This window comes from Mesorhizobium sp. CNPSo 4684 (assembly GCF_057784315.1).
The window spans coordinates 122159-144578 of record NZ_JBWLUX010000014.1 but is presented as its reverse complement, the minus strand read 5'-3'; the positions used below and the strand labels follow the sequence as shown (position 1 = coordinate 144578).

General features: G+C 64.4%; 22 protein-coding genes. 10 read left to right on the top strand and 12 right to left on the bottom strand.

The annotated features are described in order from the left end of the window. Positions 1 to 4 precede the first annotated feature (4 nt). Positions 5 to 895: a DMT family transporter gene (locus AC04SG_RS15495; protein WP_488551747.1), complete on the bottom strand. Its 891-nt coding sequence runs from the start codon at positions 893 to 895 to the stop codon at positions 5 to 7. Positions 896 to 1012: 117 nt separating this feature from the next. On the opposite strand from AC04SG_RS15495, the gene AC04SG_RS15490 reads away from it, so the two are divergent. Next, positions 1013 to 1498 carry a MarR family winged helix-turn-helix transcriptional regulator gene (locus AC04SG_RS15490; RefSeq protein WP_488551746.1) on the top strand — a complete coding sequence of 162 codons (486 nt, stop codon included), beginning with the start codon at positions 1013 to 1015 and terminating at the stop codon, positions 1496 to 1498. A 134-nt stretch (positions 1499 to 1632) separates the two neighbouring features. On the opposite strand, the gene AC04SG_RS15485 is transcribed toward AC04SG_RS15490, so the two are convergent. Genes AC04SG_RS15485 through AC04SG_RS15470 form a run of 4 tightly spaced genes read right to left on the bottom strand, consistent with a single transcriptional unit; the run spans position 1633 to position 4016 of the window. After that, positions 1633 to 2058: a DUF1178 family protein gene (locus tag AC04SG_RS15485; RefSeq protein ID WP_488551745.1), complete on the bottom strand. Its 426-nt coding sequence runs from the start codon at positions 2056 to 2058 to the stop codon at positions 1633 to 1635. Then, positions 2055 to 2921 (bottom strand): carbon-nitrogen hydrolase family protein, encoded by an 867-nt coding sequence (locus AC04SG_RS15480; protein WP_488551766.1) that lies wholly within the window; start codon positions 2919 to 2921, stop codon positions 2055 to 2057. Before AC04SG_RS15480 ends, AC04SG_RS15485 begins: the two co-directional genes overlap by 4 nt. Before the next feature lie 2 nt (positions 2922 to 2923). Then, positions 2924 to 3202: a glutaredoxin 3 gene (grxC, locus tag AC04SG_RS15475; RefSeq protein WP_112562285.1), complete on the bottom strand. Its 279-nt coding sequence runs from the start codon at positions 3200 to 3202 to the stop codon at positions 2924 to 2926. A gap of 28 nt (positions 3203 to 3230) precedes the next feature. Next, positions 3231 to 4016, bottom strand: a complete 786-nt coding sequence (locus tag AC04SG_RS15470) for a ComF family protein (RefSeq protein WP_488551765.1) — start codon at positions 4014 to 4016, stop codon at positions 3231 to 3233. A gap of 56 nt (positions 4017 to 4072) precedes the next feature. Between AC04SG_RS15470 and AC04SG_RS15465 the strand changes: the two genes are divergently transcribed. Continuing rightward, on the top strand, positions 4073 to 4945 hold the full coding sequence (locus tag AC04SG_RS15465) for a class I SAM-dependent methyltransferase (protein ID WP_488551744.1): 873 nt from the start codon (positions 4073 to 4075) through the stop codon (positions 4943 to 4945). Positions 4946 to 4957: 12 nt separating this feature from the next. On the opposite strand, the gene AC04SG_RS15460 is transcribed toward AC04SG_RS15465, so the two are convergent. The 5 genes from AC04SG_RS15460 to argJ all read right to left on the bottom strand — a co-directional run bounded on the left by AC04SG_RS15460 (position 4958) and on the right by argJ (position 8117). Beyond that, entirely contained in the window at positions 4958 to 5140 is a 183-nt protein-coding gene (locus tag AC04SG_RS15460; RefSeq protein WP_112562283.1) for a Flp family type IVb pilin, read from the bottom strand. A gap of 127 nt (positions 5141 to 5267) precedes the next feature. Continuing rightward, positions 5268 to 5582 (bottom strand): hypothetical protein, encoded by a 315-nt coding sequence (locus AC04SG_RS15455; RefSeq protein WP_488551743.1) that lies wholly within the window; start codon positions 5580 to 5582, stop codon positions 5268 to 5270. A 98-nt stretch (positions 5583 to 5680) separates the two neighbouring features. After that, positions 5681 to 6100: an 8-oxo-dGTP diphosphatase MutT gene (gene mutT / locus AC04SG_RS15450; RefSeq protein WP_352557601.1), complete on the bottom strand. Its 420-nt coding sequence runs from the start codon at positions 6098 to 6100 to the stop codon at positions 5681 to 5683. Continuing rightward, a complete protein-coding gene (locus AC04SG_RS15445) occupies positions 6097 to 6846 on the bottom strand; it encodes a GNAT family N-acetyltransferase (RefSeq protein ID WP_488551764.1) in 750 nt (249 codons plus the stop codon). The genes mutT and AC04SG_RS15445 overlap by 4 nt, the downstream gene beginning before the upstream one ends. Positions 6847 to 6875: 29 nt before the next feature. Next, positions 6876 to 8117 (bottom strand): bifunctional glutamate N-acetyltransferase/amino-acid acetyltransferase ArgJ, encoded by a 1242-nt coding sequence (gene argJ / locus AC04SG_RS15440; RefSeq protein ID WP_112562280.1) that lies wholly within the window; start codon positions 8115 to 8117, stop codon positions 6876 to 6878. Positions 8118 to 8285: 168 nt separating this feature from the next. Between argJ and AC04SG_RS15435 the strand changes: the two genes are divergently transcribed. The 3 genes from AC04SG_RS15435 (at position 8286) to AC04SG_RS15425 (ending at position 11227) form a co-directional block, all read left to right on the top strand. Further along, positions 8286 to 9515 carry a caspase family protein gene (locus tag AC04SG_RS15435; protein WP_488551742.1) on the top strand — a complete coding sequence of 410 codons (1230 nt, stop codon included), beginning with the start codon at positions 8286 to 8288 and terminating at the stop codon, positions 9513 to 9515. A 158-nt stretch (positions 9516 to 9673) separates the two neighbouring features. Then, positions 9674 to 10264, top strand: coding sequence for a TetR/AcrR family transcriptional regulator (locus tag AC04SG_RS15430; RefSeq protein WP_488551741.1), 591 nt, complete (start codon positions 9674 to 9676; stop codon positions 10262 to 10264). A gap of 18 nt (positions 10265 to 10282) precedes the next feature. Further along, positions 10283 to 11227, top strand: a complete 945-nt coding sequence (locus AC04SG_RS15425; RefSeq protein WP_488551740.1) for a glycosyltransferase — start codon at positions 10283 to 10285, stop codon at positions 11225 to 11227. Between the two features lie 72 nt (positions 11228 to 11299). Here AC04SG_RS15425 and AC04SG_RS15420 read toward each other — a convergent pair whose 3' ends face one another. Beyond that, positions 11300 to 12217 carry a peptidylprolyl isomerase gene (locus tag AC04SG_RS15420; RefSeq protein ID WP_112562277.1) on the bottom strand — a complete coding sequence of 306 codons (918 nt, stop codon included), beginning with the start codon at positions 12215 to 12217 and terminating at the stop codon, positions 11300 to 11302. 243 nt (positions 12218 to 12460) lie between these two features. Between AC04SG_RS15420 and secA the strand changes: the two genes are divergently transcribed. Further along, positions 12461 to 15193 carry a preprotein translocase subunit SecA gene (gene secA, locus AC04SG_RS15415; protein ID WP_488551739.1) on the top strand — a complete coding sequence of 911 codons (2733 nt, stop codon included), beginning with the start codon at positions 12461 to 12463 and terminating at the stop codon, positions 15191 to 15193. Positions 15194 to 15309: 116 nt separating this feature from the next. On the opposite strand, the gene AC04SG_RS15410 is transcribed toward secA, so the two are convergent. Then, positions 15310 to 17982, bottom strand: a complete 2673-nt coding sequence (locus tag AC04SG_RS15410) for an ATP-binding protein (protein ID WP_488551738.1) — start codon at positions 17980 to 17982, stop codon at positions 15310 to 15312. A 150-nt stretch (positions 17983 to 18132) separates the two neighbouring features. On the opposite strand from AC04SG_RS15410, the gene AC04SG_RS15405 reads away from it, so the two are divergent. From AC04SG_RS15405 to AC04SG_RS15390, 4 genes are all read left to right on the top strand, one after another. Further along, on the top strand, positions 18133 to 18405 hold the full coding sequence (locus AC04SG_RS15405) for a DUF4242 domain-containing protein (RefSeq protein WP_488551737.1): 273 nt from the start codon (positions 18133 to 18135) through the stop codon (positions 18403 to 18405). Positions 18406 to 18862: 457 nt separating this feature from the next. Continuing rightward, positions 18863 to 19366, top strand: coding sequence for a hypothetical protein (locus AC04SG_RS15400; protein ID WP_488551736.1), 504 nt, complete (start codon positions 18863 to 18865; stop codon positions 19364 to 19366). Positions 19367 to 19639: 273 nt separating this feature from the next. After that, positions 19640 to 21043, top strand: coding sequence for a lipopolysaccharide biosynthesis protein (locus tag AC04SG_RS15395; protein ID WP_488551735.1), 1404 nt, complete (start codon positions 19640 to 19642; stop codon positions 21041 to 21043). Continuing rightward, complete coding sequence (locus tag AC04SG_RS15390; RefSeq protein WP_488551734.1) at positions 21043 to 22323, top strand: GNAT family N-acetyltransferase; 1281 nt, start codon at positions 21043 to 21045, stop codon at positions 22321 to 22323. The genes AC04SG_RS15395 and AC04SG_RS15390 overlap by 1 nt, the downstream gene beginning before the upstream one ends. Positions 22324 to 22420 lie beyond the last annotated feature (97 nt).

The following is a 22420-nucleotide window of genomic DNA, read 5'->3' as shown; positions in this document are numbered from 1 at the left end:
CCCCTTACGCCTTCTGGTTCTGCGCCTTGGTGGTGATGATCACGCCGATGGTGATGATGACTGCTCCGGCCCAGGTCAGCAGTTGGTAGTGCTCGCCGAGGAAGATCGTGCCGGCGAACAGGCCGACGGCCGCCGCCACATAGCCGATCTGGCTGAGATAGACCGGGCCGCCCACCGCCTGCAGCCGGAAGAAGAAGGCAAACATCGCCGAAGCGGACGCAACCTGCGCCACAACGACCAGCGGCACAGCGCCGAGCGGGGCGAATGCGCCGACGCCGAACAGCGCGAGAATCCCGACCAACAGCAGCGTTGCCGAGGCCAGATGGCTGCCGACGGCAAGCTCGATCGGACCGGTGCCTTCCGGCCAGTCTACGGTGCGGTAGATGTTGCCGGCGGCAAGGCTGACCGGGATCATGAGCCCGACCAGCACCCAGAAGAAGTCGGCCGGCTGGCCGGCCTCGCCGCGCGTCATCGCCACCATGACTGCGCCGATGAAGCCGACGGCAATGCCTGCGACGCCGAGCATGTTGGGCCGCCTGACGCCGAGCAGGATCGAAAACACCAGCGTGATGACCGGCGACAGCGTGAACATGATGCCGGTGTAGCCGGCGCCGAGATGCGGCATGGCCGAGAACATCAAGAGATTTGGCCCGGCATAGGACACGGCCGCGGTGATGAAGAAATAACGCAGCCTGTGCGGAGTGAGCCGCATGCGCTGTCCGCCGGCGAGCAGCGCGCACAACAGGACACCGCCGGCGCCGAACGAGATGACGAAGGCCCAGACCATGGCAGGAACGCCGGCCACCGTCGCCAGCTTGCCGAATGGCAAGGTCAGACCGAGCAGGCCACCGGTGACCACTAGCAAGCCGGGTGCCGATCCCCAGAGAAATTTCATCGGATGGTCCCGTCCACTCACTTGCGAAATTGGCACTTGCGGCACTCCGTCGGTCCTGTATCTTGAGGTAACATAACGCAAAGATTCTTAACGTCAAGATATTTAATGGTGAGACAAATGGATCGCGCGGCAAAGGCGGTCGAGCAGTGGGCGCGGGAGCGGCCGGACCTGGATGTTACGCCGATGCTGGTGCTCGGCCGATTGAACGAAGCCTCGTCGCTGATTGCCCGCGAACGCCTCGCGCCGCTGTTTGCCCGCTTCGGTCTGCAAGCCGGCGAATTCGACGTGCTGGCGACGTTGCGCCGGTCCGGCCAGCCCTATGCGCTGACGCCGACCGCGCTCTACGAGGCGACGATGGTGACATCGGGGGCCATGACCAACCGGCTCGACCGGCTGGAAAAGGCAGGATTGATCCTGCGCGGCCCCCACCCCAACGACCGGCGCGGCATTGTCGTGCAACTGACCGAAAAGGGTCTCGCCTTGATCGACGACGCAGTTAGCGCCCATGTCGCCAACGAACATGAAATCCTCGCCGGCCTCAGCAGCGCCGAGCGGGAGACGCTGGCTCAGTTGCTCGAGAAATTGATAGCGAATGCAGGCTGAACAGCCGAGCCAAGGGGAGATCGGCAGCAGCCGGGAAAGGAACAGTCAATTCGGCTGGCCGGAAGCCCCTTTGGCATCGTTCCGTCCAGACCGCCGCTCAGCCTTCCGGAGCCGTTGCGGCCTGGTCATGGAACTCAGTTCCGTTCGTCGGGAAAACTCGGGATCGGCATGAACTCGATGCCGTCCTCGGCCAGGCTCTTGGCTTCGTCCAGCGTCGCTTCGCCATAGATGCCGCGCGCATCGGTTTCCCCGAAATGGATCTTGCGCGCCTCCTCGGCGAATTTGTCGCCGACATAATCGGCATTCTCGCGCACCTTCTCGGCCATCGCCTTCAGCTGCGCCAACGCCTGCTTCTGCGCTTCGCCCATGGCCAGCGCGATTGTCTCCTGCTTGCGGGCGGTGGAGACGGCCGGCGCCATCAGCGCCTTTTGCACCTTGTGCGAACCGCAGCTCGGGCAGTCGACGAAGCCACGCTTCTTCTGCGTGTCGAAATCGTCATTGCTGCGAAACCAGCCCTCGAACTCGTGCTCATGCTCGCAGATCAGGGCAAAGCGGATCACGAAGCTGCACCTCTGAGCCGGGGCGCCTCGGCCGTGCCGGCATTGACGGCAAAGTCGCGCGCGTTCTTGAGATTGGGGATCTTTTTGCGCGCGGCCGACGACTGTGCTGTGTCGATCTCGGCGACGATCACGCCAGGCTCGGCATGCGCCGCCTCGGCAATGATGCGGCCCCACGGATCGACGATCAGCGAATGGCCGAACGTCTCACGGCCGTCCTCATGCAATCCGCCCTGGGCCGCGGCAACGACATAAGCGCCGTTCTCGATGGCGCGGGCCCGCAGCAGCACGTGCCAGTGGGCCTCGCCGGTCTGGCGGGTGAAGGCGGCGGGAACAGACAAAAGATCGGCGCCGGCCAGCGCCTCGGCGCGGAACAACTGCGGAAAGCGCAGATCGTAGCAGACGGCAAAGCCGAGCCTCGCGCCATCGATCTCGGTGACGACGGCCTCGGTTCCCGGCTCATAGGCAGCGGATTCGCGCCAGCTCTCGCCATTGTCGAGGTCGACATCGAACATGTGGATCTTGTCGTAGGTGGCAAGCGTGGCGCCGTCCGGTCCAAACAGCAGTGCGCGGTTGGCGAGCTTGCCGTCGGCACGCAGGATGGCGGTCGAGCCGATATGCAGGAAGACGCCGAGTTCACCGGCGAGCTTGCGCGCGGTCGAAACGATGATGTCCTTATCTTCCGAAGTGAAGGAGGCGGACCTGGCTTCCTTGTCGCGGATCAGCGCGCCGGTCATTTCCGGGGTCTGGATGTAGGTAGCACCCAGGCTTGCCGCCTCACGCACCAGCCGCTCCAGATCGACCGCGTTGCGCTCGGGGCTTTCGCCCGAACGCATCTGGATCGCCGCCGCCTTGAAAACACCCATCATCATGCCCTCTGTGTCGTCGAGCCGTCGGCAAGCAACCTGTCCAGCTGTCCCCGCGCCTCCAGTTCGTGGAGTTCGTCGGAGCCGCCGACATGCGTGTCGCCAATGAAAATCTGCGGAAAAGTGGCTCGCCCGTGCGCCCGCGAAATCATTTCCTGGCGCAATTCCGGCGAGAAGGATGCGTCATGCTCGGTGTAGGCGACACCCTTGCGGTCGAGCAGCCGCTTGGCCGCCGCGCAATAGCCGCACATCATGCGGGTATAGATCGTCACATCGAGCATCAGTCTGCAATCCTGTCTTTCCCTGATCTTATATAGTCGCGGACTCGTCTGCCCGAAAGTCCCCCGGCAGGACACGCGCGAAGGTCAGCACGTCGACCGCTCCGGCGCCGCCTTTTTTCAATGCCTTGGCGACCGAGCGCACGGTGGCGCCCGTGGTGTAGACATCGTCGACCAGAAGCACGCGGCGGCCGGCGATCTCGATTTCTGCTTCCGTGGGCACGCGGAAGGCGGCGCGCACATTGTCCTCGCGCTCCTGCCGCTCCAGCCCGACCTGCTGGCGCGTGAGCTTGACGCGCCGGATCGCCGAGGGCGAGAAAGACACCCCGCTGAGCTGCGAAACAGCCCTTGCCAGTTCCGCCGACTGGTTGAACTGTCGCCTGAAAAAGCGCCGCCAGTGCAGCGGCACCGGCACGACGACATCGGCATCCGCGATCAGTTCGGCGCCGGCGCGCAGCATCCAGCGCGCCATCCATGGCGCAAGATCAGTGCGGTCCTGGTATTTCAGCCCTTGCACCATCTGGCGGGCAACCCCCGAATAGGCCACGGCCGCCCGCGCCCGCTCGAAAGGCGGCGGATCGGCGATCGCTTCGGCCGACAGGAACCCCTCGCCCATGTCGTGGGTGAATGGCGTACCCATCACCGCGCACCATGGCCGCTCCAAGAGCCTGAGCTTGGGCCAGCAGGCGCCGCATAAAACACCGGGCCGAGAGACATGCCTGCGGCAGCCGGCGCAGACCGGCGGGAACAGCACCCGTGCCGGCCAGTCCAACATCGTTTGAGCGAGGCTCTTGATCTCCATCACCGGATCGGCCACGTGGTTTGTCGTCCGCGCCACGATATCACAAGGCGGACAGACAGGGATTGTTTGCCTTGCAGCCCATCATCGATACAGAGCTCTGGCTGGCGCGCAAGCGCAGGGCGTTGGCCCACCCCGTGGCTGGCGCCGATTTTCTGATGCGGCGGGCAGCGGAAGATCTCGCTGACCGGCTCGGCGCGGTCGAACGCCGGTTCGGCAAGGCCGCCGTGCTGTTTTGCCAGACGCCGGCCGCGGCGGATGTGGTTGCTGCAAGCGGCAAGGCAGCAGAAATTGTGCGCGTCGAAGCGGACGCAGCGTTTCTGGCCGGCCGGCCAGGGCTGGTGGCACCGCTGGAGACCGTGCCGTTCCAGCCCGAAAGCCTCGACCTCGCCGTCTCGCTTCTGTCTTTGCAGGCGATGAACGACATTCCCGGCATGCTGGTGCAGATCCGCCGTGCTTTGCGACCCGACGGGCTTTTCCTCGGCGCCTTCGCCGGCGCCGGCACACTTTCCGAACTTCGCGAAAGCCTGCTCGCTGCCGAGACCGAGCTTTATGGCGGCGCCAGCCCGCGTGTCATCCCCTTCACCGATGTCCGCGACGCCGGCGCACTGCTGCAGCGCGCTGGCCTTGCGCTGCCGGTGGCCGACGTCGAAACGGTGACCGTGCGTTACGACACGCTGTTCGACCTCACCGCCGATCTCAGGGCGATGGGCGAAACCAGCGCGCTGACCGATCGCAGCCGGCGGCCGGGTGCGCGAAAGCTGTTTGCCCGTGCAGCCGAAATCTATGCCGAACGCTTTTCGGACACCGATGGCCGGATCAGGGCAAGTTTCTCTGTTGTCTGGATGTCGGGTTGGGCACCCGATGCCTCGCAGCAAAAGCCTTTGAAACCGGGCTCCGCGAAGGTCTCGCTGAAGACCATACTGGAAAATCCCGGCGGGCGGTGACGCCGCTCCGGATCAGTGCTCGGCGAAGGCGTTGGCTAGCTTGCTATTGGTGTCGCTGAATAGAAACTGGATCGCATTGCTGACCTTGCCGATGCCGCCGACGATGGCAAGCGACAGCACGGCGACAATCAGGCCATATTCAATGGCCGTAGCGCCTGTTTCATCTTCCAAAAATCGTTGCAACAATGTCTTCATGATCGTCGATCCCTCTTGTCACGACCATACCGCCGACCTGTTAAGAAAGGTTAACGGCACAAGCTTAACGGGCGGTGAAACGGGGCCTGCGTTAAGGAAATCAATAAGCTTTTGTTGACCTTCTTCGTCAGCAGTCGCCGCTGCGCTGACCGTCGGGGCGGATGATGCAGACCGAACTGGGTGAGGGCTGCAGCACGCTTCTGCGCAGCGTATAGGTGGCGCGCGCGCCGACCGAGCCGGTGTTCATCGTGTCCAGGCCGCTTGTAAAGGGATCGCGGCTGGACGATCGCGTCTGTTTGTCGAGGACCGGGACCGCAATCAGGGCCAGCGCCACCGCAGCCGAGCCGAACAGCAGCGTGATGCGCAATATGCTCATACCGGCATTGGCGGCGCGAAAGCTGCGATCCGGCCGGATCGAGTCCCATTCCCTGTCGAGGCTCATGCAATCGCTCCCGGCGAATCCGCTTTGCCGCAATTTTTCACGACGAGATAAATCTTCCATTAACGCTGGTTAAATCAGGCCGGCGAAATGGCTTCTGCTCACAACAGGTCGATGAGGAACTGGATCAGCGGTGCGTCGGCAGGCGGCATCGGATAGTCCCGCATTTGCTTCGGCCGCACCCATTTCAGCACCTGCCCCTCTTTCGGCTGCGCGATGCCGCGAAAGCGACGGCAGACGAAGAGCGGCATCAAGAGATGGAAATCATCGTAGGAATGGCTGGCGAAGGTCAGCGGCGCCAGGCACGGTATGTCGGTCTCGATGCCGATCTCTTCCTGCAGTTCGCGGATCAGGCATTGTTCCGGCGTCTCGCCGGGCTCGACCTTGCCGCCCGGGAACTCCCACAGGCCGGCAAGCTGCTTGCCTTCTGGCCGCTGCGCCAGAAGCACGCGGCCATCGGTATCAACCAGCGCGCAGGCGGCGACCAGGAGCAGGCGTTTGCCGGTGAGAATCTGGCTCATGCGCCGGGCGGCCGGCGATAGTGGTAGCGATAGACTTCCTCGAAGCCGAGCGACCGATAGAGCGCCAGCGCCGGCGCATTGCCGGCCTCGACCTGCAGCCAGGCTTCCCGCGCCCCGCGCAGCCTGGCCCACTTCAGCGCCGACAGGATCAGGTTGCGCCCGTGACCCTTGTTGCGCGCCGATTTGTCGGTGGCGATCTCGAACAGGCCGGCAAGATCGCCGTCATGGACGCAGATCAGCACCGCCAGCGGGTCGGCCCCTTCCTCAAGTGCAAACAGCCCGACCTCGGGTTGAATCGCGCCGATGATTTCCGAAAGCCCCGGCCGCAGCGATGGATCCGAGCCGCTGACCTTGAGCGACGCACCAAGAAAGCGGCTGATATCCTTCAGCGGTATCTGGTCCATGGCCAGCGCCAGCTGCGCGTCCGCCAGCGGCAGCCGCATCACCAGCGATTCGTCGAATGTGCTCCAGCCCTCATTGTCGAGATGCCTGGCCAGGTCCGGCCCTGACAGCGGCGAGATGCGGAAGGTCAGCGGCCTGCCATAGGCGTCGAAGCGCCGGCTGGCGCGGCCGATGCGCTCGGCAATGTGCTGGGTATCGCCGGGATCGAGCGGGTTGACCGAGTTCAGCCGCTTGGCCGGATGGCCGGCCGTCAGCCGCACCACCCAGGTGCCGTCATAGTGGACAGCCGCCGCCGGCCAGGCGCGAAAACCCGCCGCCTCGTAGCGGCGCACGATGGCGAGCATGCTTGCCGGATGCCTGGAAGCCAATTCCATCAGCTCCGGTAATCGCCATTGATGGCGACATATTCCTTGGTGAGGTCGCAGGTCCACACCGTCGCCTTGCCACGGCCGATACCGATATCGGCGCGGATGCGGATGTCGTCGCGCTTCATATAGGCCGAGGTCGCTTCCTCGGAGTAGCCTGGATCGCGTTCGCCTTCATGCGCCAGCCGGTTGTCGCCGAACCAGATCGACAGAAGGTCGCGGTCGGCCGGTTCGCCGGCCTTGCCGACGGCCATGACGACGCGGCCCCAATTGGCGTCCTCGCCGGCAACCGCCGTCTTGACCAGCGGCGAATTGGCGATCGACAGCGCGATGCGCTTGGCCGAGCGCGCGGATTTCGCGCCAGTAACGGTGACTTCGACCTGCTTGCGGGCGCCCTCGCCGTCGCGCACCACTTGCAGCGCCAGAGATTTCAGCACCTTGCCGAGCGCGCGGCGGAAGGCGCCGAGGCGCGCATCCTTGGGATCGCTGATGGCGGGCGCGCCGCGCTTGGCGGCGGCACCGGTGGCGAACAACAGCAGCGTGTCGCTGGTCGAGGTGTCGCTGTCGACGGTGACCGCATTGAAGGTCTTGGCCGTGCCGCGCGACAACAAATCCTGCAGCACGGGGGCGGCGATCGGTGCGTCGGTGGCGATGAAGGACAGCATCGTCGCCATGTCGGGCGCGATCATGCCGGCGCCCTTGGAAATGCCGTTGATGATGACGTCGGCGTCGCCGAGCTTGACCGTCGCGGTCGCCACTTTCGGATAGGTGTCGGTGGTCATGATGGCCTTGGCCGCTTCGGTCCAAAGGTCCGGCTTGCCGTCCTTGACCAGCCCAGCCAGCAGATGGCTGAATTTGCTGGTGTCGAGCGGCTCGCCGATGACGCCGGTGGAGGCGAGGAACACTTCGCCTGGGGTGCAGCCTGCAGCCTTGGCCGCCGCCTCGCCGGTCAGTTGGGTAGAGGCGCGGCCCTTCTTGCCGGTGAAGGCGTTGGCGTTGCCGGAGTTGACGACCAGCACCCGCGCCTTGCCGGCGCCAAGGTTCTGCCGGCAGAAATCGACCGGCGCCGAGGGGCATTTCGATTTCGTGAACACGCCGGCGACAGCGGTGCCGGCATCGAAGACCATGGCCAAGAGGTCGGTGCGGTTCTTGTACTTGATCCCGGCCTCGGCGGTGGCGATGCGCACGCCCTCAATGGCAGGCATTTTGGGATATTTCTTCGGCGCGAGCGGCGAAATCGTTGCGGACATTGGAGACCTCGGGCGACGGGAAAACGCTGGGGAAGGCCGGTTTGCCCGATACCACGGCCCGGCGCAAGGGCGTTTTCTTGGCCGTCGGCGCCGGCAAGCCACCTTGGGTTAAGCTTGCATTTCAAATCCGTTGGCGTCGGCGCAGCCTCTGGCGTTATGATCAGTCCCATGGGCAGGCTGGTGATCTTGGCGGTGGCGTTTATGGGGCTTTTGCTCCTGAGCGCCGATGCGCAGCCCGAACGGCGCGTGGCGTTGGTCATCGGCAACGGCACCTATGCCGAGGCCGGCACGCTCACCAATCCGGTCAACGATGCGCTCGACATTGCCGGCAAGCTGCGCTCGATCGGCTTCGACGTCATCGAGGGCAACGATCTCGGCAAGCGTGAACTCGAGCGCAAGATCGGCGAATTTTCCGATGCGCTACAAGGTGCGGGCGTCGGGCTGTTCTATTATGCCGGCCATGGCCTGCAGGTCGAAGGGCGCAACTATATCGTGCCGGTCGACGCCCGGCTCGACATGCCGGTCAAACTGCAGCTCGAAGCCGTGCCGATCGACGAAGTCCTCGACATCATGGAACAGCAGACCAAGGTCAGCCTGGTGTTCCTCGATGCCTGCCGCAACAATCCCTTTGCCCGCAGTCTGAGCCGCACCGCCACCACGCGCTCGGCGACGGCGCTTGCCGGCCTGGCGCAGTTCGATTCGACGCGCGGCTCCTTCATCGCCTTCTCGACCGCGCCGGGCGCTGTCGCTATGGATGGAACGGGGCGCAATTCGCCGTTTGCCGCCGCATTGCTGCGGCACATGGCCGAACCCGGCCAGAGCATCAACGACATGATGATCGCGGTGCGCCGCGACGTGGTTTCCGAAACCCGGGAGGGACAGCGCCCCTGGGAACAGGGTTCGCTGCTCGAGCGGTTTGAGTTCGTGCCCGGCGGTGAAACGGTCGCGCAGCCGAAGCCCACCGCCGCTCCGGCGCCCGAGACAAAGGTCGCGGCACTCGAACGCTCCGTCGGCGACGACAAGACCGCCATCGAGAAATTCCTGCGTGACGATTATCTGGCGCCTGACACCCGGGACATCCCCGACGCGGTCAAGCGGGTTTACGGGCCATCCGTCACCATCTTCGGCAAACCTTACGACACCGAGGCGCTGATCAAGGCGAAGGTCGACTGGTTCGCGCAATGGGCATCATGGTCGCTCGGCCTTGAACCCGGCACCCTTCAGGTGACCCCGCATGGCGACGGTGGCGCGGAAGTGGTTTTCAAGATGAGCTATGACTATGAGCCGAAGGACAAGTCGACGGCGCGTTATACCGGCAAGACACGCGTCACGCTCGAACTCGTGAAGGTCCAAGACGGCTGGCGCGTCGCGTCGGAGACGCTGGCAGCGATGCAATGAGCATCATTGGCCGGTGAGCGCGCGCCGCATCCGGTGAGCGCGCACCGCATCCGGCATGCGCCGTGCGCGATCGATGGCATTCACATCGACAAAACGGGCCGTTTCGTTTGACCTCCGGCTCACCTATATTGCCGGCGAAAGTGTTGGCGAGGACAGACATGGGCGAGGATCCGGCGCGCAGATCGATCGGGGCGCGGCGCAATCCCGACAGTGCCGAGGCCATTCTCGAGGCTGCCGAAGCGGTGCTGATCGAAGCCGGCTATGCCGGTTTCTCGATCGAAGCCGTCGCGCGGCGTGCACGTGCCGGCAAACCCACGATCTATCGCTGGTGGCCGAGCAAGGCGGCCCTGCTGCTGGAGGTCTACAAGCGGCAAAAGCGCGTCGCCGTCCCCGATACCGGCAATCTTGAAGACGATCTCGTCGGTTTCCTTCAAAACCTCTTCGCGCACTGGCGCGACACATCCTCGGGCAGCGTATTCCGCTCACTGATCGCCGAGGCCCAGTCGGATGAAGCGGCGGCGGCGGCCCTGACTGGCTATGCCGATGGGCGTCGGTCCCACACCGCGCGGATCATCGAGCGCGCCAAGGCGAGAGGCGACGTCGCCGCCGACATCGATGCGGTACTGGTCGCCGATCTCGTCGCCTCCTATGCTTGGAAACATTTGCTGACCAACCGGCTCGACGAAGATGAGATGGCAATACATACCACGGTCGGTTATGTCCTGAGAGGGATCTCTCGCAATCGCTGACAATCGCCGGGGGGCGACTTGACCGAAATTACATCGCCCGTGCTGCCCGTCAGCCTGATCATCGTTTCCGACTATCTGACGCCGGATGGCGACGAGGAACTGCGCCGGGCAGTGCGCGCCTATGCGCAGGATGCACGCGGCGTTCCGGCTGAAATCATCCTCATGCTGCCGCATGGCCACGCATCGGCGACCGAAGCGGAACTGTCCGGAAAGCCGGCCTTCTCCTGCCCTTCGGTGATCGTCGCGACGCATGACAGCGACGAGTCCTCGCAACTGAAAGACGCAGCACTCGCCTACTGCCGCCATGACCTCGTCGCCGTGGTCGAGGCCGATTGCCTGACGCGGCCCGGATGGCTGGCGATCCTTTACGAAGCTGTCGTGAAAAACCCGAAGATCGATGCGATTTCCGGCCGCACCACTTACGGCAAGGACACCATGATGATGCGGGTGATGTCGCTGCTCGACCGCGGCTTCATTGAGCGCCGCAACCGCAACGGCCAGATCATCCATGTCAGCAACAATGGCGCTCTGTACCGACGGCTGGTTCTCGAACGCTATCGCTTCGAAGCCGACCACGGACCTTTCGTCTCCTCGCATCTGCGGCAGCACGCGATGCTCAGGGATGGCGTGGCCATGGAGGTGGCCACCGAGGCGGTTTCGATCCACGCCTATGAGGGCCTGGGCTTCATCTGGGATGTCAGGCGCAACAAGGGCTACCAATACGCGCGCATGGATCTGCTGACGAAGGGCCGACGTTCGAGGCTGGGCCTCGCCTGGCGGGCGGTGAAAACATCCTTCAAGGAAAACCGGCAGACGGCGCAGGCCGTCGGCACGTCGTTTTGCCGCTGGACGGACTGGCCGCTGTTCTGGGCGATGATGCTTCTGGTGCGCATCCCCGAATTCACCGGTGCCCTTGCCGCAGCCGATCCGGCTGCGTTCAAGGCTTCTACCCACTATCGCTGACTTTCCGCCAGCCAAGGCTCGAAACGAAAAGGGCGCCAAACGGCGCCCTTTTGTATGCTTTTCGACGCTGGCCTACTTGCCGGCTTCCATCGTGTCGACGGCCTTCTTCAAATTGGCGTCCGGGATTTCGACCTTGGCGGCGCCGCGCAGCTGCTTGACCAGCGCAAAATACTTGTCGCGGATGACCGCCTGCTTGGCCTGGTCCTTGACGTCGTCGAACGCCGGCGGCTGTTTGGTGCGCTTGTCCTCGAGCTTGATGACGTGCCAGCCGAACTGCGACTGCACCGGCTCCTTGGTGTATTTGCCGACGTCGAGCGCGAATGCCGCCTTGTCGAATTCCGGCACCATCTGGCCCGGGCCGAACCAGCCGAGATCGCCGCCATTGGTCTTGCCCGAGGGATCGCTGGTGTGCTCGTTGGCGAGCTTCTGGAAATCGGCGCCGCCGTCGAGCTGCTTGATGATCGCCTCGGCTTCTTCCTTCGTCTTCACGAGGATGTGACGGGCATGAACCTCATTGACCGGCGGCGTGCTGGCGATTTCCTGGTCGTAGCGGGCACGCACCTCGGCGTCGGTAACCTTGTCGACGACGCCCTTTTCGACCATCTCGCCATGCAGCGCGCGCTGCTGCAGGAACGCCATGCGGCGCTGGAATTCGGGATCCTTGTCGAGCCCGGTGGTGACTGCCTGGGCGGCCATGACGCGGATCTCGATGGCCGCGGAAAGGGCGGCGGCGCGGCGCTGCTCGGGCGGCAACTGCGCGAACTGCTGCGACAGCTCACCCTCGGCAAGCCCAAGGTCCGCCTCGGTCAGCTTCTCGCCATTGACGGTGGCGACGACCGCGTTGGGATCGACGGGGGCGGCGGCGGGCGCTGCAGCATCGGCCGGTGCGGGAGCGGCTTCCTGGGCCATGACAGGCGACAGCGAAAGAGCCGACAGGCCGAAGACCAGGCCAAGGCTGGCGAGCGACGCACGGCGAAACAGTAAGGACATCAAGATTAACTCCAAGGGGGATTGGTCGGGCTTGCAGATCAGCCGGATTGTGGCGGAATTTGGCGCTGCCCATAGGGCTAACGCGGCGTTGACATCAGTTGAGCCCCCTCTTATCTGTCCAACGACTTTGCGTCCAGAACCGTTTTCCGGGCGCTTTTTGCGTTTGTCTGCGTTTCACGCGGAATTGATGGGGCCGGCCGGCGCTCATCTCAAGATTGAGAATTCTATCGAAAGGACCATTGGATGGTCAGTCTCGGCGGTCTCGCCCGTAAGGTTTTCGGCTCCTCAAATGATCGCCGCGTCAAGGCGACCCGGCCGCGTGTCGAGGCGATCAACGCCATGGAAAACGAGATGCGGGCGTTGTCTGACGCCGAACTTCAGGCGCGCACGGAAAAATTCCGCCAGGATATCGCCAACGGCGCCACCCTCGATGACCTGCTGATACCGGCCTTCGCCACCGCCCGCGAGGCGGCGCGCCGCGTGCTCGGCATGCGCCCCTTCGATGTGCAGCTGATCGGCGGCATGGTGCTGCACAATGGCGGCATCGCCGAAATGCGCACCGGCGAGGGCAAGACGCTGGTCGCCACCCTGCCCGTCTATCTCAACGCGCTGGCCGGCAAGGGCGTCCACGTCGTCACCGTCAACGACTACCTCGCCACGCGCGACTCCGAATGGATGGGCCGCGTCTACAAATTCCTCGGCCTTTCGGTCGGCGTCATCGTCCATGGTCTCTCCGATGAGGAGCGCCGCGTCGCCTACGCCGCCGATGTTACCTACGCCACCAACAACGAGCTCGGTTTCGACTATCTGCGCGACAACATGAAATATGAGCGCGCCCAGATGGTGCAGCGCGGCCACAATTACGCGATCGTCGACGAAGTCGATTCCATCCTGGTCGATGAGGCGCGCACGCCGCTGATCATTTCCGGTCCGCTCGAGGACCGTTCGGAGATGTACAACACCATCGACGCCTTCATGCTGCAGCTCGACCCGGCAGACTACGAGATCGACGAGAAGCAGAAGACCTCGATCTTCACCGAGGAAGGCACCGAGAAGCTGGAAAACCTGCTGCGCGCGGCCGGGCTGCTCAAGGGCGAGTCGCTCTATGACGTCGAGAACGTCGCCATCGTTCACCACGTCAACAACGCGCTGAAGGCGCACCGGCTGTTCCAGAAGGACAAGGACTACATCGTGCGCAACGGCGAGATCGTCATCATCGACGAGTTCACCGGCCGCATGATGCCGGGCCGCCGCTATTCGGAAGGCCTGCACCAGGCGCTCGAAGCCAAGGAGCATGTGGCGATCCAGCCGGAAAACCAGACGCTGGCCTCCGTCACCTTCCAGAACTATTTCCGCCTGTACAAGAAGCTGTCCGGCATGACCGGCACGGCGCTGACCGAGGCCGAGGAGTTCGGCAACATCTACGGCCTCGAAGTCACCGAGATCCCGACCAATCTGCCGGTTATCCGCAAGGATGAGGACGACGAGGTCTACCGGACAGTCGAGGAGAAGTACAAGGCGATCGTCAAGGAAATCAAGGAAGCGCGCGCCAAGGGCCAGCCGACGCTGGTCGGCACCACCTCCATTGAAAAATCCGAGCAGCTGGCCGAGCGCCTGCGCAAGGAAGGGTTCAAGGATTTCGAGGTGCTGAACGCCCGCCATCACGAGCGCGAGGCGGCCATCGTCGCCCAGGCCGGCAAGCCCGGCGCCATCACCATCGCCACCAACATGGCGGGACGCGGCACCGACATCAAGCTCGGCGGCAACGCCGAGATGCGCATCGAGGACGAACTGGGCGACATGCCTGCGGGCCCCGAGCGCGAGGCGCGCGAAAAGGAAATCATTGCCGATGTCGAGCGCCTGAAGGACAAGGCGCTGGCCGCCGGCGGCCTCTACGTGCTCGCCACCGAGCGCCATGAATCGCGCCGCATCGACAACCAGCTCCGTGGCCGTTCCGGCCGCCAGGGCGACCCCGGCCGTTCGAAATTCTTCCTGTCGCTGCAGGACGATCTGATGCGCATCTTCGGTTCCGAGCGCATGGACGGCATGCTGCAGAAGCTCGGCCTCAAGGAAGATGAGGCCATCATCCATCCGTGGATCAACAAGGCGCTCGAAAAGGCGCAGAAGAAGGTCGAGGCGCGCAACTTCGACATCCGCAAGAACCTGTTGAAATACGACGACGTGTCGAACGACCAGCGCAAGGTGGTGTTCGAGCAGCGTATCGAATTGATGGACGGCGAAGGCCTGTCCGAGACGATCGCCGAGATGCGCGAAGGCGTCATCGAGGAGATCGTCACCAAGAACATCCCCGAAAATGCCTATGCCGAGCAGTGGAACGTCGCCGGCCTCAAGGCCGAAGTCGCCGAATTCCTCAATCTCGATCTGCCGGTCGAGGACTGGGTCAAGGAAGAAGGCATTGCCGAGGACGACATCCGCGAGCGCCTGACCGAGGCCGCCGACGCCGCCGCCAAGGAGCGCGCCGAGCGGTTCGGCCCCGACGTGATGAGCTATGTCGAACGTTCGGTGGTGCTGCAGACGCTCGACCATCTGTGGCGCGAGCACATCGTCAATCTCGACCATCTGCGTTCGGTCGTTGGCTTCCGCGGCTACGCCCAGCGCGATCCGCTGCAGGAATACAAGGGCGAGGCGTTTGAGCTGTTCCAGGCACTGCTCGGCAATCTGCGCCAGGCCGTCACCGCGCAATTGATGCGCGTCGAACTGGTTCGCCAGGCCGCCGAAGCGCCGCCGCCCGAAGCGCCCGACATGTTCGGCAGCCACATTGACGGCACCACTGGCGAGGACGACTTCCAGGGCGGCGAGACCGCACTTCTGGTCCGCCAGGAGAGCAACGCCATCGTCGCTCCCGAGGATCGTGATCCAAACAACCAGGCGACCTGGGGCAAAGTCGGCCGCAACGAAGCCTGCCCCTGCGGCTCCGGCAAGAAATACAAGCACTGCCACGGCGCGTTTGCGTAACATCCTCTTCCTTCTCCCCGTTCCACGGGGAGAAGGTGGCCCGCAGGGCCGGATGAGGGGCAGCGCCAGCGCTGGCCTTTGTCCCCCTCGCTAAAACAGCGAAACCTCTTGGTATCTCACAACAACCCGGAATCGCGCGCCGCGGCGGTCGCTTCGCCGCGCGACACCGCATCCAGCTTGCCCAGCACCGCCGAGACGTGGTGATCGACCGTCTTCGGCGAAATCGTCAACTGCTCGGCGATCCGCTTGTTGGACAAGCCGCGTTCGATCAGCTGCAGCACCTGCATCTGGCGCAAGGTGAGGCCGGCCACGTTGGCGCGTGTCGACCGGCGCGGGCCGCGGGCAATGCCGCCAATGCCGTTCTTGCGCATGATATCGCGCAGGCGCTGGGCAGCCGGCCTTGCCCCCAGGCCGTCAAAGATATCCAGCGCCAGCCGCTGCCCCTCTTCATCGCCAAGGATGAGCGCCAGAGCGCGTTCGTACGGCGCATTCAATTCGGCCCACAATGCCGAAGCCGAACGCCAGTCGCCGGTCAAAAGCAGTCGGTATGGGGTGGCCATATCGGCGGTATCGCCGGCCGGCATGTCCGGAGCGAGCAATGTTCGCCACAGCGCCAGCTCGCCGACATGGGCGCGCGAGCGCACCGGCGTTTCGGCGCGCGCGATCAGCGCCAGCGCCTCCTCTTTGTCGGTCAGCCCCAGCCATGCCTGCTCCGCCATCAGCGCTGCGTATGAACTCAGCATCTGCAGGTCCGCACCACTTCCGACGAACCGCGCCATTTCGGCAAACAAGGGCTCGGCCGACGGATCGCCGCGCCTCAGGCGCAGTTTCGCCAGTGCCAGCAGCGCCGGAAAACGGCCCACCGTCGTTGTCCGCTCATTGTCGATGACGTCGGTTGCTGTCGCGGCGGCCTCATCCCATTGGCCCTGGCGCAGCTGTACATCGGCCAGCATGCCCCTGAGATAGTCGCGCCATGTGCCGAGGTCGTTTTCGGCGCAATAGTGGATGCCGCTCTCAAGCACCGGCCGCGCCGCGTCGTAGCTCATCTGGGTGATCTCGAAACAGGCGCGATTGGTGAAGGCGCGTGCGGCATGTTCCTGGAAATTGCCCTGCAGCGCGATTTCAAGGCTTTGGTCGAGGCGCTGGCGCCCGGCAGCCGGATCCAGCCACTGCTCGACGCAGCCGACATTGTTGAGGGCATGCGAGGCGATGTCGGGCCGGTTCATGCGCCCGGCCAGTGCCGCCGCCTTCTCGCCATAGAACAGCGTGTCCTCCACCCTTTCCGACAGCATCGCCAGATGGGAAAGGTTCGAATAGGCCATGGCGAGTTCCGGACCGGCGGGAGCAGCTTCCAGCATCGCCACTGCCTCGGCCCCGAAAGCGGCCGCCGCCTCGCGGTCGTCGCCCATTTCGCTCAGTCGGGAAAGCCATCTCAGGCTATCGCCTTCCTTCAGCCTGTTGCCGTTGGCCTGATGCAGTCGTCGTGCCTGTCCCTGCGACGCGAGCGCGTCGGCGATCTTGCCGATGAGGTGGCATTCGAAGGCATGTCTTTCGTAGAGTTCCGCACGTTCCGTGGCCGGCAGGCTGTCGGCCTGCTGCAAGGCGATCTCGTAGTAGCCGGCGGCATCGCGATGGGCGCCGACGCGCGACGCCTCGCGCGCGGCGATCGGCGCAAGTTCGCGCACCGCCGCCAGATTGTGGGCCTCGACCGCATGATGCACCAGGCGGCCGCTGGAGACGTCGCCATTCTCGAGCAGCGCAGCCAGGGCACGTTGGTTGAATTGCCGCCTGTGTGATGTCGTCAGCATCATTTCGATGGCGCGCCGCGCAATGTCGTGGCGGAAGGCGTAGCCATCGCCCAGATCATCGAGCAGGCCATTGGCGACACACTCGGCCAGCTGGCCGGCGCTGGCGACGCCACACAGGCCCTGCAAGGCCCAGGCGTCGGCCCGCCGCGGAAACACCGACACCGCATCGAGCATCGCCCGGGCTCCGGGCGACAATCGCTCGGCCCGCGCCAGCACGGCGTCGCGCACGCTTGCCGGCAGCGCCGTTTCATTTTCGGCTGACAGCAATTCGGTGACGAAGAAGGCATTGCCCGCGGTCGCCCGGTAGATGGCGTCGCCATCACGGCCGGCCGCATCGGCAAGCGACAACACCGCTGCCTCACTGAGCAGCGGCACGTCGATGCGGGCCACGCTGCCTGCCGGGATTTCGCCCAGCGCGCGGCGCACGCGTATCTGTCCTTCGCTGCGGTCGGTGCGCGCCGTGAGCAACAGCAGGATGTGGGTGTTGGCGATACGCCGGCCAAGGAAGCGCACGAAGTCGAGCGTCGCATCGTCGGCCCAGTGCAGGTCTTCGATCACAAGCAGGCTCGGTCCCTTCGCCGCAAATGCGTCGAGCGCATCGGAAAACAGCGGCAATCTCTGCCCATGCCGGGCGTCGACCGCGCGCGGCAACGCCCATTGCGCCTCACGGGCCAGATCGTAGAGCGGCCCCAGCGGATCGGGGATCGACAGATCCTCGCAAGCGCTGCGCAACATCGCCACACTCTGCCCGACACGGGCTGCGAACGCCTCGACAAGCGCCGTCTTGCCGGCGCCTGCCTCGCCCGCCAGCACCGCGACGCGGCCATGGCCGTTGATTGCATCGCTAAGCAACGTCTCCAACTGCTGCAGCTGCGTCTGCCGTTCCAGAAGCATCATCATCGTCTCGTATGATCGGAGTTTTCCCACCATGGCGGGCCGCTCGCCCGTGAAGAACGCGCGGCAATGTGACTTTGCACACATTGCCGTGCCCCTTTCCACAAAGAACGACGCCATTATAGGGAATCGTCCCGCCAAATATGGGGAATCGTTCCGATGCGCGGGCCGGGCCGGCGTGGTCAACGTCCAGCCGCGCTCCGATCGAGCGTGAATCAATGGAAAAGGAAGCCTTCCATGCCTCGCTATTTGATTGAACGCACATTTCCGGACGGCCTCACCATACCGATGACCGACATTGGCGCCACGGCGGTGGGCGGCGTCGTCATGCGCAATGCCGAAAAGGGCGTCACCTGGATCCAGTCCTTCGTCACACCCGACAAGAAGCGAAGTTTCTGCATTTACGAAGCGCCGTCGCCCGAAGCGATCCGCAGCACTGCCCAGAAAAACTCGCTGCCGGTCGACAAAATCACGGAGGTGCGGGTTCTTGACCCTTACTTTTACCTCTGATCGCGCGCTCGATCGCTACAATGATGAGCATCAAACTGCCCTTCGCGGCCATGGCGAACTGCCTGATGGCCTGCCGGTCGGTGGAACCGAGCCTGTCCTGGGAAAGACCAGCCGGCCAACCTCTCTGCTCGGCCGTCTATGGCGGTTCGCGACGAAGCTGCCTGCGTATCTGTCTGAAAGGCGGCGCCTGCCTCCGGAAGGCGACTATCTGAGGCGCGACATCGGGCTGTCGGAGCGGGAAGTTCCGCAGGAATATTGGCAATACTACTTTTGGGATCGTTGATTTTGCACGGGTTTTAGCGGCGGCCGGAAGCTCGGCAACCGGAGCTGCATAACCATCACATGAACCGGGACGGACAAGCTCGTTCCCCCAAATCCTTGAACCAACGCCCCTGGCGTTTCGGCCGGCCTGATCGGCCGCCGTCGCCTCGAGCGTCAACAAAACGGACAGAAAAACATGACCATAACTCTTTGGACGACACGCTTTGCGGCCCTGGCCGCCATCTCGATCGCGGCCGGTGCTGCCGCCCAGGCACATGACGCCAATCCGCTGGCCGAAAAGGTGCGCGCCGCCAACAGCCGCTTCGAAAATGTGGCAGCCGCCACAGCCGAAGGCTACGCCCCGATCCCTTGCGCCAGCGGCATCACCGGCGGCGCCATGGGCATCCACTATGTCAACGGCGCCTATCTCAAGGACGATGCCGTCGATCTCGCCAAGCCCGAGGCGGTGATGTACGAGCCGACGGCCGACGGCAGCCTGAAGCTGATAGCGGTCGAATACATTACCTCGAAGGGCCCGGCCTCGCTCGAAGGCCAGCTGTTCAATTTCAACAGCGCCCCCAACCGCTACGGCCTTGGGCCGTTCTACGAACTGCATGTCTGGGCCTGGAAACAGAACCCGACCGGCGCCTTCGCCGACATGAACCCGAACGTGTCGTGCGACGCAATGAAGGGAATGTAACCCTCCCCATGTGACACCTCGGGCACCGGACACACCCCGGTGCCTGGCCTTCCCCCTTGGCGGGGGGAGGGGCGAGCGCAACGCCGACCCGGCTCCCCAAGCTTCCCCGGCGTTCGCTCGCCTTTTCGTTCTGCGACTAGCATACGATTGACGTACCTTGCACACGCGGCTGTGCTCGGCCGCTCGGTGCACCCGCACCTGCCCACCCTTTCTTAAGGTGTTTCGGATACACCCGAAGCCTTGAAAAGAGGCGGAAAACGGAGAGATATCGGGGTGCGCTTTTCCGCGGCGACGACGGCCGGGCGGTTCTTGCCGCAGCGCTTGGCGCTGCGCATGGGGCCGCTGCTTGGCCGCATCGATGCGGTGCTGTTCACCGCCGACGAGCGCGGCGAAGCCGGGCGCATGTCGCTGATCGCCTTTGCCATTCGCATCGTCAGCGCCGTCATCGCCTTCATCAGCCAGGTGCTGATGGCGCGCTGGATGGGCTCGTTCGAATACGGCATCTTCGTCCTTGTCTGGGTGACGATGGTCATCGTCGGCAACCTTGCCTGCCTCGGCTTCCACACCTCGGTCATCCGCTTCATCCCCGAATACCGCGAACGCAACATGCTGGACGAACTGCGCGGCATAGTCGTCGCCAGCCGCCTGTTCGTGCTGATCGCCTCAACCGCGATCGCCGGACTTGGCGCACTGGGCGTCTGGCTGTGCGCGGACTGGATCGAGAGCTACTATGTCATCCCCTTCATCCTCGGCCTGTTCTGCCTGCCGATGATCGCCATGGGCGACCTGCTGCAAGGCCAGTCGCGCGCCAATTCCTGGGCGCTGTTTGCGCTGTCGCCGACCTATCTGGTGCGGCCGGTGCTGATCCTGGCGCTGATGGCGCTGATGTTGGCAATGGGTTACGCGCCTGACGCCCGCACCGCGATCTTCGCCTCGATCGCCGCCACCTACGCCACCACGCTCGCCCAGCTCATCGGCGTCACCTCGCGCATGGGCAAGAACATCCCGGCTGGGCCGATGAAGGTGCATTTTTCCGAGTGGTTCATCGTCTCGCTGCCGATCTTCCTGGTCGAAAGCTTCTTCTTCCTGCTCACCAACGCCGATGTGCTCATGGTCGGCGCCTATCTCCAGCCCAACGACGTCGCCGTCTATTTCGCCACCGTCAAGACGCTGGCGCTGGTGCATTTCGTCTATTTCTCCGTCAAGGCCGGCGTCGCCCAGCGCTATGCGCAGTTCACTCATGGCGAACCGGAAAAGCTCGCCGCCTTTGCCCGCGAGACGGTGTCGTGGACCTTCTGGCCCTCGCTGTTGATGGCGCTGCTGGTGCTGCTGCTCGGCGAGCCCATGCTGGTGCTGTTCGGCCCGGAATTCACCGCCGGCTATCCGCTGCTGTTCATGCTGGTGTTCGGCGTCGTGGCGCGCGCCGCTGTCGGCCCCTGCGAAAGCCTTTTGACGATGAGCGGCAACCAGAACATCTGCGCCGCCGTCTACGCCATGACGCTGGCCTTCAACATCGGCCTCAACATAGTGCTGATCCCGCTCTTCGGCCTGTGGGGGGCCGCAATCGCCACCAGCCTTGCCATGGTCTTCGAGGCGAGCGCGCTGTCCTTCACCGTCTGGCGCAAGCTTGGTATCGTCATGCTGATCTTCATGCCCGCAGCCAGGGGAGCCGCCTGATGGCCGCCACCCCGTTGATCGAGGAAACCAGTGGCGGTCCGGCCGGCGCCATGGTGTCGGGCCTTGCCGGCCTGGCGCGCGACGCCGACCCGGCCCATCTCGAGATACTCGCCAACAACCGGCCGCAGCGCAAGCTGGCGATCTATCCGGCCTCGGCCGGCTTCGAGCTGGTCGAAGAACTCGATTATCTGTGCACCCGCACGATCGAGCCGAACGTCTTCTTCAACCCGCGCTTCCTGGCGCCGGCCATGCCCCGGCTGGAGGATCGCGAGGTCAAGCTGGCGGTGATCCGCGACGGCGACGAATATCGCAACCGGCTGCGCCTGCTGGTGCCGTTCTCGGTCGAACGGCCCGCCGTGCCGCTCGGCGTTCCGGTGATGCGCACCTGGTCGAGCCCGTTCGGCCCGATCGGCACGCCGCTGGTCGACCACGACGACCCCATTGGCGTCGTCGAGGATTTCTTCGGCATGCTGTCGCGGCCGCACCTGAAGCTGCCAAAGGTCTTCGTGCTGCCCGACATGCGGCTAGACGGCCCGTTGGCCAGCGTGCTTGCCACCGTTGCCGAGACACGCGGCCTGACAATGGTCACCACCGGCAAGGAGGATCGGCCGGTGCTCGAAAGTACGCTCGACGGCGAGGCCTATCTGAAGACGTCGCTGCGCGCGCATCACCATCGCGAATTCCGCCGCCTGAAGCGGCGCCTGGGCGATCTCGGCAAACTGGAACACATCGTGGCGCGCGGCCCGGACGAAATCCGTCACGCCATCGAAAGTTTTCTGACGCTGGAAGCGGCCGGCTGGAAGGGCCGCGAGCGCACCGCCATGGCCATCGACCGTTACCGCGCCGCCTTCGCCCGCGAGGCCGTGCACCGGCTGGCCGAACACGACATGTGCCGCATCCATTCGCTGACGCTGGACGGCCGCACCATCGCCTGCCTGGTCGTCTTCGTCGAAGCCGGCGTCGCCTATACCTGGAAGACCGCCTATGACGAGACGCTGGCGACCTATTCGCCGGGCACGCTGTTGATGATCGAGGTGACCAAGCAGCATCTCTACGACCCCAACGTCATGATGACCGATTCCTGCGCCGTGCCCGACCATCCGGTGATGAGCCGGCTGTGGAGCGAGCGCAAGCCGATGGGCTCGCTGGTGATCGGGCTGACGCCGGATGCCGACCGCCTCGCCCGCCAGGCCGCCTCGCAGCTGCACCTCTACCGCGAGACCCGCAACATGGCCCGCCTGCTGCGCAACCGCGTGAAAAGTTTGCTGGGACGGCGCTGAGCCGTGTGCCTGCGGGAGCCTTGAGAAAAGCCACTGGATCAACGACAAAACCCAAGCTATGGGTCGCGGCGGCAATTTCGGCCGGCCTTCACGACAA